This is a genomic window from Vagococcus sp., assembly GCF_036639995.1.
Classification (GTDB): domain Bacteria; phylum Bacillota; class Bacilli; order Lactobacillales; family Vagococcaceae; genus Vagococcus.
In genome coordinates this window covers 55699-65919 of record NZ_JAVWHO010000008.1, presented here as the reverse complement: position 1 = coordinate 65919, position 10221 = coordinate 55699, and the positions used below count along the sequence as shown (strand labels likewise).

At 32.6% G+C, this 10221-nt stretch carries 11 protein-coding genes; 1 reads left to right on the top strand and 10 read right to left on the bottom strand.

What is annotated here, in order from left to right; all coding sequences use genetic code 11:
* Window positions 1-693: formate/nitrite transporter family protein (locus RR554_RS04340; RefSeq protein WP_332463265.1), on the bottom strand; the 693-nt coding region annotated here is incomplete at its 3' end.
* A gap of 352 nt (window positions 694-1045) precedes the next feature.
* Between RR554_RS04340 and rpsD the strand changes: the two genes are divergently transcribed.
* On the top strand, window positions 1046-1657 hold the full coding sequence (gene rpsD / locus RR554_RS04335; RefSeq protein ID WP_332467496.1) for a 30S ribosomal protein S4: 612 nt from the start codon (window positions 1046-1048) through the stop codon (window positions 1655-1657).
* Window positions 1658-1972: 315 nt separating this feature from the next.
* Here the strand turns inward: rpsD and RR554_RS04330 are convergent, their stop codons facing one another.
* The 9 genes from RR554_RS04330 to RR554_RS04290 form a co-directional block, all read right to left on the bottom strand.
* A complete protein-coding gene (locus tag RR554_RS04330) occupies window positions 1973-3217 on the bottom strand; it encodes an ABC transporter permease (RefSeq protein WP_332467495.1) in 1245 nt (414 codons plus the stop codon).
* The gene (locus tag RR554_RS04325) at window positions 3210-4112 is read right to left on the bottom strand and encodes an ABC transporter ATP-binding protein (RefSeq protein WP_332463262.1); all 903 of its coding nucleotides are present in this window, start codon (window positions 4110-4112) and stop codon (window positions 3210-3212) included. The genes RR554_RS04330 and RR554_RS04325 overlap by 8 nt, the downstream gene beginning before the upstream one ends.
* A gap of 18 nt (window positions 4113-4130) precedes the next feature.
* On the bottom strand, window positions 4131-4814 hold the full coding sequence (locus tag RR554_RS04320) for a DUF2812 domain-containing protein (protein ID WP_332463261.1): 684 nt from the start codon (window positions 4812-4814) through the stop codon (window positions 4131-4133).
* Window positions 4801-5127 carry a PadR family transcriptional regulator gene (locus RR554_RS04315; protein ID WP_332463260.1) on the bottom strand — a complete coding sequence of 109 codons (327 nt, stop codon included), beginning with the start codon at window positions 5125-5127 and terminating at the stop codon, window positions 4801-4803. Before RR554_RS04315 ends, RR554_RS04320 begins: the two co-directional genes overlap by 14 nt.
* Before the next feature lie 165 nt (window positions 5128-5292).
* Window positions 5293-6498 (bottom strand): NAD(P)/FAD-dependent oxidoreductase, encoded by a 1206-nt coding sequence (locus RR554_RS04310; RefSeq protein WP_332463259.1) that lies wholly within the window; start codon window positions 6496-6498, stop codon window positions 5293-5295.
* A gap of 104 nt (window positions 6499-6602) precedes the next feature.
* The gene (locus RR554_RS04305; RefSeq protein WP_332463258.1) at window positions 6603-6899 is read right to left on the bottom strand and encodes a hypothetical protein; all 297 of its coding nucleotides are present in this window, start codon (window positions 6897-6899) and stop codon (window positions 6603-6605) included.
* 67 nt (window positions 6900-6966) lie between these two features.
* Window positions 6967-8751: an excinuclease ABC subunit UvrC gene (uvrC, locus tag RR554_RS04300; protein ID WP_332463257.1), complete on the bottom strand. Its 1785-nt coding sequence runs from the start codon at window positions 8749-8751 to the stop codon at window positions 6967-6969.
* A gap of 96 nt (window positions 8752-8847) precedes the next feature.
* Window positions 8848-9159: a thioredoxin gene (gene trxA / locus RR554_RS04295; protein ID WP_332463256.1), complete on the bottom strand. Its 312-nt coding sequence runs from the start codon at window positions 9157-9159 to the stop codon at window positions 8848-8850.
* Window positions 9160-9243: 84 nt separating this feature from the next.
* The coding region (locus RR554_RS04290) for a Smr/MutS family protein (protein ID WP_332467494.1) at window positions 9244-10221 on the bottom strand (978 nt) is incomplete at its 5' end.

The following is a 10221-nucleotide window of genomic DNA, read 5'->3' as shown; positions in this document are numbered from 1 at the left end:
AATATTTGTCGACATTGCAGCTAACGTCATTCCTGCCACAGCTCCACCTGTTGAAAAATAAGCTAGTGGAAAGTAAATAAAGTTAGCGATAACGTGTTCAAAACCTAAAAATGTAAATATGAAAATAACACATAAAATAGAAATAAAACGACCAACATCATCTTTTAACTTCATAGACATTAAAATAGCTAAATTAACGATAATATTAGCAAACATTCCCTCAACAACCGTTTGAAAAGGACCTTTTGCAAACTTTCCTTCTACTATATGTGTTAAAAAATTATCTGCTGGCAAATTATGAAAGAAGCTTGTTACTGATAACAGATACGCCACAACAAAAGCACCTATTAAGTTAAACAAAACGCATACCATTAAAATTTTAAAGGCTTTTGACGCGCTTAGTTTCTTGCGGTAAGTTGCTACTGTCATATACATCATATTAGACGTTCCAAGTTCAGCGTTTAAAAAGATAATAAGTGCTAACCCTAAACCAAATGTAAAGGCATATAATGCTTTACCAGTAGCGGCATCAAATTTGATACCTAGACCAAGTGCTATAGCTGAGCCTAAACTTAAATAAAGTGTCGCTAAAATAGATCTTACTGCATACTTCCCAAAACTTTTATCAATCAGCTCATTTTTTTTACTAATTGACCCATCAATTTTTTGCATTAATTCTGACGATTGTGCCATTTTTTTATCCCCTCTTTACTCTTTCAACATTTTAAAATCCAATGATTAATTTATCACAAATACCTCTATCATTATAATGAAAAAAAGCAAAAATACGTCAAAAATGTGAAAATTCTATTCCCTTTAATTTTTGTATTGACTATCTCTTTTGGTTCATTGTATAATGATAGATGTGTAAAATAATGCAGCTAAAAGATAAGCAGCTCGTTATTAGTTTGTTTGCCTGGAAAGGTTCAATTGAGTAGCCACGGCTGCAAGGGTGAAGATTGAAAAATAAACTAAGCGGATGTTAATATTTTTAAGAAATTATTTTACTCCAAATACAAACGAAATTTATTGGAGGAATTTATTCATGTCACGTTATACTGGACCAAGTTGGAAAATCTCAAGACGTTTAGGCATTTCATTATCAGGAACTGGTAAAGAATTAGCTCGTCGTCCTTACGCACCAGGTCAACACGGACCTAACCAAAGAAGAAACAAATCTGAATACGGTTTGCAATTAACTGAAAAACAAAAATTACGTCATACTTATGGTTTAACTGAACGTCAGTTCCGTAACTTATTTATGGCTGCTGGTCAAATCAAAGAAGGTAAACACGGTGTTAACTTCATGATTTTACTAGAACAACGTTTAGACAACGTAGTATTCCGTTTAGGTTTAGCAACTACTCGTCGTCAAGCACGTCAATTTGTTAACCATGGTCATATCTTAGTAGATGGCAAACGCGTTGATATCCCTTCATACCGAGTACAACCCGGTCAAGTGATCTCAGTTCGTGAAAAGTCTAAAGATTTATCATTCATCAAAGAAGCAGTAGAATCTACATTAGGTCGTCCTGCATTTGTAAGCTTTGATGCTGAAAAATTAGAAGGTAGCTTAACTCGTTTACCAGAACGTGAAGAATTATCACAAGATATCGACGAAGCATTCGTAGTAGAATTCTACAACAAATTACTTTAAGATTATCAAAAAAGCCAAAACTTATTTCAAGTTTTGGCTTTTTATTTGTCTTCAGATAATAATGATTATTATCATTCAATAACAATTAATATTTAATTTGATTTTTCTTCAAACTTACTTTACCTTTTCTTAATCTCTATCAGTTATAGTATATATATAGTTAATTAGTGGATGAACTTGGTGTTATACTTGTATAGCTGAAAGGTTTTTCCTATATGTAAGGTGTAGGTTCGAATCCTACCGTCCACGTTTGTTCTTTTAAAAAGAACAAAAAAAATAACTTGGAACTCATCTGTTCCAAGTTATTTTTTTCGTTTATTTTGAAAATTTCATTGCATCTTTAAACACACTCATCATACTCTTATCGCTGTAAATCAATACAGTTGATTTGTAAGCTTTTGCTGATAATTTGAGTAAGATACCAATTGCTACCACCAGTAAACCTAGTGAAATTAAAATTTCACTATTTGTAGCTTCATTACTAGCAATTCGCAGTGGCATTGCAAAGGATGATAAAAATGGCACAAATGACATTACTTTCAGTACAACACTTTGTGGATTAGCCATTCCAAGAGAAAAACTTGGAATAAATCCTGCCATAACAACATACATCACAGGTGTTACAGCTTTTGTTGCATCCTCTACTTTGCTGACTAAAGAACCAGTAAAAGCTGATAAAATAGTAAATATTAATACACCAAATAATAGATAAAGCATATTATAACCAAGTAACCCTTTAAGTAATTCTGTCAACGAATTTTTCGACAGAAAATCTTTAACCACAGACATATCTTTAATAAAGAAGTAACCTAACACTCCTGATACTAAATAAATACTTACCTGGGTTAAAATAACCAATGCAATTCCAGTTACTTTACCATAAAAATGTTTAGCCGCCGTAGTACTAGATAAAATAACTTCCATGATACGCGTTCCTTTTTCCGATGCCACTTCTTGAGCTGTAATAGTTGAATAAGTTAAAACAATTGTATAGACCGCCATCAAGACAACCATTCCCACAATTGTCATCAACCCTTTATTATTTTTATTCTCTTGCATTTTCCCATCAACAAATTCAACTTGTTGCTCCGAAAATGTTGCTGGTACTAATAAAGCGCCTACTTCTTTTTGAGATAGATTTAATTTAGTACTGTTCATTCCCATTTGAATTTGACTTAATGCTTGTTGCATAATCATCATACTTTCAGTTCCAAGCGCTTTTTCACCAAAATATTTGCCATCTAAACTCATTTCTTTATCACTAATAACTAAATAACCATCAATATTTTCTTTTTCTAATTCTTTTTTTGCTTCGTCTTCTGTTTTTATTTTTTTATTAAAATCAAAATCTTTCTTTGTTTGCTCCATAAATGCTGAAGAAACTTCTACTGACTCACTAACAACAGCTATTTCATTCGTATGCGCAAATTTAGCAGCCATAATGTTAATACCAAATATAAGTCCTAACATAAGAATTGGACCTAATACCATTGTCACAAAACTCACAGATTTAACATGCTTTTTATAGGTTTCTAACGCAACTACCCAAAACTTATTCATCTTTTTCGCCTACTTTCATTTTAAATATTTCTTCTAAAGTTGGCGGTTGTTGATTAAAGACAGATAAATAATCAGTTTTCTTCATAGCTTCTTCAAAAACAAGTTTACCAACCTCTGGATTTTCAAGTTGAATTAAATAATCAGAGTTTCTTCGTTCTTCAACAGATAAAACTCCTGGTATACTTTCAAGCTCGCTTTTTGAAAGTTCTGTTTCCACTTCTAATTGTGTTCGCCCAAAACTTTCTCTTATCGTCTGAACTTCACCATCTAAAACCATTTTTCCATCTCTAAGCATCACCAGATGGTCACAAATTTGTTCCACATTTTCCATGTTGTGACTTGAAAAAATAACACAAGAACCTAAGTCTTTTAATTCAATAATACCTTTTTTCAAGAGCTCCGCATTCACGGGGTCAAGTCCACTAAACGGCTCATCTAAAATTACAAGTTTTGGTTCATGGATTAAGGTTGCTATTAACTGAACTTTTTGTTGATTTCCTTTAGATAAAGATTTTACTTTGTCAGTCTTTTTTCCCTTCACTTGAAATTTGTCCATCCATTTATCAATTAAAGGAACAATTTCTTTTCTAGTTTTCCCGCGAAGTTTACCAAAATAAATCAATTGATCTTCAATCGTCGACTTAGGATATAAGCCTCTTTCCTCTGGTAAATAGCCTATGATATTATAATCCTCTTCTTTGATTGGTTGATTATCCCAAAGAATTGTTCCTTTGTCTTCATCAATAAAATTTAGAATCAATCGAAATGTTGTTGATTTTCCTGCCCCATTTTGTCCAATTAGCCCCAAAATTTTTCCATCTGGAATACTAAACGTGACATTATCAACAGCTGTCATTTCTCCAAAACTTTTTGTTAACCCTTCAACTTTTAACATACAGATCCTCCTTAATTTCTAATTAAATACGTGATAGATAAAACTCAATATGACTCCTACAACAAATCCTGATAGCATCAACAAGAATAAATCTCTTAAGAAACGTTGTTTTTTAGCATATTTTTCAGGATGGTTAAAGTAGGTTGTTCTTTTCCCATAAGTTAATTTAAAGTAAATCATGGTAATTATCATTGATACTGGAAACAAGACGCCAACCATACCAACAAAGTTTAAAAGAATAAAAATAAAGAAATGACTACTTAGTATCTCTTTAATTGCTGGTTGATGAATGATGCTAATAAACAATAGCCCTAATAAGAAAACAAAAATACCATTCATCAAGAACCAGGACTGTTCCTTTTTAACCCGAAAGGCAAAACTTTCTTCATCTGTATACACACTCTCGTTGCCTTTTTTTGCTTTAAATACATAGTAACGCTTGCGATAACTTGTTACTTTTTTCCAATCAGCCATCTCATAAAAGTCAATATACTCATCAACATCTTTTTTATTTCCAGGATAAAAATCAATCACTACTTGGCTATTTTCTGGTTCGACCTTTTTCAAACGATAATAACCTAACCAATTAATCGATTCAATCTCCCATCCTTTAGATAATTCTTTTTCTAAACGTTCACTTTCTAGCTCCGCATAGAAGGCCAAGCCTTTTGACATAATAAATTTTTTATCACCTATAATCATAGCTGTCCTCTTTTCTTTCAGAAAGAAGACGTTTCCCCGCAAGATAAAAAAGTTTTCGTCTTTCTACTTCTTTTTCTAATTTTTCAATACCCAATTCAGTAATCAGATAGATTTTTTTTCGATCATCGTCTTGCTCCAAACGAATCAATTCACTTTTCTGTAATTTTTTTAGTATCGTATACATACTAGCAGGTCCAATACTGACTCTTTCTTCAGTTATCTCTGATATTTCTTTCATAATGGCATATCCATGCTTTGGTTCAAGCAAAGCAAGTAATATCAAATAATTTGAATCTGTTAATGGCTCATCCATGTGTCATCCCCCTCACTGAACTATATCAGCCAAAGATATATCACAATACGATATATCGTTTAATGATATATTACCAAAACCATTTTTTTTGTCAATATTTTTTGATAAAAAAATAGGACAATTTCTCACATTTAAGAAATTGTCCTATTGAGTTAATCAGTTTTTTTAGTGATAGTAATCAAAACGACCTTTTTTCAAGAGCGTTTTAGTACTTCCTACCTCTAATAAAGATTTATTAATAATGTTCTTCTTCATAATTGATCCAATATAACCTTTTACTTCTTTTCCCATAACATTTCCAATACCTACGTTATTACCAATAGAAGCAACTGTTCCAAGAGGTTTAAATGAAAAAGGTTCAGATGGGCGACCTGCTAATTTAGCTTCTAAATTATCTGCCACAGACTCGCCTTGTTTTAACGCAATTTGAGCAGTTGTTGGGAATGGACGTCCTGACTCATTATCCATTACCGCACTAACGTCCCCAATCATAAAAATTTCAGGATGCTCTGCTACTGTTAAATCTGATTCAACCATAACACGTCCACGACGCTCGCTAAATCCTGATTCACCAATAACTGAACTACCTTTAACACCAGTTGTCCAAATAATTGTATTGGCATTAATTTCTTTAAGTTCACCATTTTCTTCATAAACAACAGTATTCTCTTTAATTTCTTTAATTGGTGTGCCTACCTTAAATTCTACACCACGTTTCTTCAAAACATCAATTCCGTAAGAACCAAGTTTTTCAGAAAACATCGGTAAAAGTGTTGGCATAGCTTCAATACATGTAATTTTCACTTTATCTTGTGGAAATCCTAATTGACTAGCTAGCTTAGGAATACGATTAGTAATCTCACCTAAATACTCAATACTAGTAAATCCTGCACCACACACAACAATAGACAAATCTGCATCATTTTTTGTTGTTTGATAGTTCGCTAAGGTTTCATCTAGATGTTTTTTACATTCTTCAGCTGTTTTTATATTAACAAGCGGTTTAGAAAAATCATTTACACCTGGAATACCGAATGTTTCAGACTCAAAACCTAAGGCAATAACCAAATAATCATATGACAACTCACCTTGTTTTTCTAAAACCACTTTCTTTTCGTCTTTTTTCACAAGTGATACCGTGTCTTGGATAAATGTTACTTTTTTACTATCCAAAACATCTGTCACTTTAAATGTAATTTTTGAAGCAGGTTCTGTTCCTGCCGCAACCTCATGTAATTGTGTTGACTCATAGTGATAATCATTTTTATTAACTAAAATGATTTCTGCGTTAATGTTTTTCTTTTGAAGTTGTTTAACTGTTTTTAATCCAGCATATCCAGCTCCTAGAACAACAATTTTTGGTTGACTCATTTTCAAAATCCCTCCAGTGATTACTTCTATTTCACTATAGGATTCTTTCACAAAAATGTCAATTAATTAGAATCATTCTCGTTAAAAAAAGCGTTAAACCATAATTAGTCTTCTTTTAAAGTTCGTGAAAAATACCATAAACTAAAACTATTTACTAAACTAACAAAGGCTCCGTAGATTAATAAGTGGTTTACAAAATGACTTCTAGAGAGTCCAAAGGCGTTTAATTCAATAAGAATAACACCTAAGCCTAAAAGATAAGCACTCATTGTTAATTGACTAGTATTTGCTAATACCTTTTGGACAAATTCTGATTTTTTAGCTAAAACAATTTTGCGATAGTAATAGAACATGGAAACAAAAATAATGACGATCGACGTAATATTAATTATTAATGACACAATATTTCCCCTTTAAATTTAAGTTTAAAAAACGCTTTTTAATTGTACCACTTTTTCTGAAAAAAAACTATTCATCCAATTGCTTAAAATGCTCATAAATATTGGTAGCTACATTTTTAGGCATACCAACAGCAAGAATATCTTCCAAACTTGCCTCTTGGATATTTTTTACGGATTTAAACGCTTTGAGTAATTCTTTCTTTCGTTTTGGTCCTAATCCTTCAATACTATCTAGTTTTGAAGAAAAACTAGTTTTACTTCGAGTTGCGCGGTGAAATGTTATTGCAAACCTATGAACTTCATCTTGAATTCGTTGAAGTAAAAAGAATTCTGGTGAATTTCTTTTGAGTGGAACTACCTCAAGTTCTGGTCCAAATAGTAATTCGCTTGTTTTGTGTTTATCATTTTTAGCTAATCCAGCGATTGGAATGTCTAGTCCAAGTTGATTATCTAATACTTCTTGTGCTGCATGTACTTGGCCTTTCCCACCATCAATTAATATTAAATCTGGAAGTGGCAAATCTTCTTTTAGAACTCGTGAATAACGTCTATAAATGACTTCTTTCATTGAGGCATAATCATCTGGACCATTAACAGATTTAATTTTAAATTTTCGATAGTCTTTTTTTGAAGGTTTACCATCCACATACACAACCATGGCTGACACTGGATCTGTCCCCATAATATTAGAGTTATCAAACGCTTCAATACGCCCAGGGGTAGGTATTTTCATAGCATCTCCTAATTTTTGAGCTGCCCCAACTGTTCGCTCTTCTTTTCTTTCAATCAAACTAAACTGCTCAGTTAAATATATTTTGGCATTTTTACTTGCTAGATCTACTAATTTTTTCTTCTCACCGCGCATTGGTTGCAGTACTTTTGTCTGAACAATGGCTGCTACATCTTCTTTTGAGATATCCTTTGGGATTAGTATTTCTTTAGGAATGAAATGTTGATTTTCTTGATAAAACTGACCAATAAAGGTAAGAAAATCTTCCTCTGCTTCATTATAAAAAGGAAAATCAAAGACACGACGCTCAATTAATTTTCCTTGTCTCACAAAAAATACTTGAACCACCATCCAACCCTTGTCCACAGCAAAACCAAAAATATCTCGGTCAATAAAGTCTGCATTCGTCATCTTTTGTTTTGTCATAATGGTTTGAATTGCATTAATCTGATCTCGGTACTCGGCTGCACGCTCAAATTCCATTGATTCTGCAGCTTTTTTCATTTTTTCTTCTAATTCTTTTTGGACACTTACATACCCACCGCCATTTAAAAAGTGTTTAATTTCTTCTACCATTTGCTTATACTGTTCTTCAACGATTGGGTTAATACACGGTCCTAAACATTGGCCCATATGATAATAAAGACATACCTCATTAGGTAAATTTCTACATTTTCTTAATGGGTACATTCTATCTAATAGCCGTTTTGTTTCATTCGCTGCCCTAACATCTGGATAAGGTCCAAAGTAAGTCGCATGGTCTTTTAAAACTTTTCGTGTAATTAGAAGTCTTGGTGCTTTTTCATTGGTTATTTTTATAAAGGGATATGATTTATCGTCTTTTAACATAATATTATATTTAGGCATGTTCTTTTGAATCAAATTAATTTCTAAAAGCAATGCTTCTGTATTTGATTCGGTCACGATATATTCAAAATCAACAATTTCGCTGACTAGTCGTTCTGTCTTTGTGTCATGACTACCTGTGAAATACGAGCGAACACGATTCTTTAAAATTTTGGCTTTACCAACATAAATAATTGTTTTATTTTTATCTTTCATTAAATAGCAACCTGGTTGATCAGGTAAGAGTGCTAGTTTATTTTTTATCTGTTCATTCATTTTTTTCACTCCTATATCAATCTCACAAATAGTATACCTTGAGAGATAAAAAAAATCATTCAGTAGTTCTTTTCAAACCACTGAATGACCTTTATTTTATAAATGTTTATCAAAAATAGGTATTAATTGTGCTTTTTGATGAACACCAACGATATTTTCTACCACTTCGCCATCTTTAAACAATAACATATTTGGAATACTCATAATGCCAAATTGTTGGCTAGTTGCTGGGTTTTCATCAACGTTAACTTTGACAAATTTCACACGGTCAACGTAATCTTCTGATAATTGTTCTAAGATAGGTGTTTGCATACGACATGGACCACACCATGGTGCCCAAAAGTCTACCATTACTAAACCTTCACTAATTTCTTCTGTAAAATTTTGATCTGTAATATCTAACATCATACTATATACACTCTCCTAAATCTTATTCTTCACAATTGAATTATACCAAAGGGGGTACTTTACTACTAGTAATTTGCTCACTTTTTAGAAGCTAACAATCGTTGCTCCATCTCCCCCTTGGTTTGATGGGGCATATTCATATTTTTTAACCCGACGATTGCTTTTAAGGTAATCTTGTACGCCTTTTTTGATAGCACCTGTTCCTCTGCCATGAACAATTGTTACTTGAGGATAACCAGCTAAAAGAGCTGCATCAATGTATTGATCTACTTCTGCTATAGCCTCTTCATATCGTTTTCCTCGTAAATCTAACTGTGTTTTCACGGTTTGTCTACTACCACCTGAATCACTTGTGACTGAGGTCATGCGTGTTGTCGGTTCTTTTTCAGGTGCTAATAAGGTCATGCTGTCTTCTGAGACATTCATTTTCAAAATACCTAGTTGGACTTGCCATTCTTTGTTTGATACTTTCTTAATCAACGTACCTCGTTGACCAAACGTTTCTACCAATACATCATCACCTGGTTTGAAGGTTTTCTTTTCTTTGGCTTTTTTCAAGACTTTATTTTTAGCTAAATGACTTTCATCATGTTTCAATCCAGATAATTGTGTTTTCACATCAATTAATTCATGTTCTTTCACATGACTTGATGAGCTACTTCTTAACTGCATCTGGCGAATATCTTGAATTAAATCTTCTGCTTTTTTCTCAGCCTCTTCAATAATTTCATTTGCCTTTGCTTTCGCCTTATTCATCTCTCTTTCTCGCTCTTCAAAGAAAATTTCATAGGCTTCTTTTAAATCATGATGCAACTGCTCAGAATCATCTAAATAATGACGCATTTCTAAATATTCAGTTTCAGTCATTTTGCGTTGATTCTCTAAATCAGAAATCATTTCATTTAAATCTTGGCTCTCACCATCAATAATTTGTTTAGATTGCTCAATAATCTCTTGAGATAAGCCTAAACGTTTGGAAATATCAAAAGCATTACTTCGTCCTGGGATACCAATCAATAAATGATACGTTGGACTAAGTGTATCCACATCAAATTCCATACT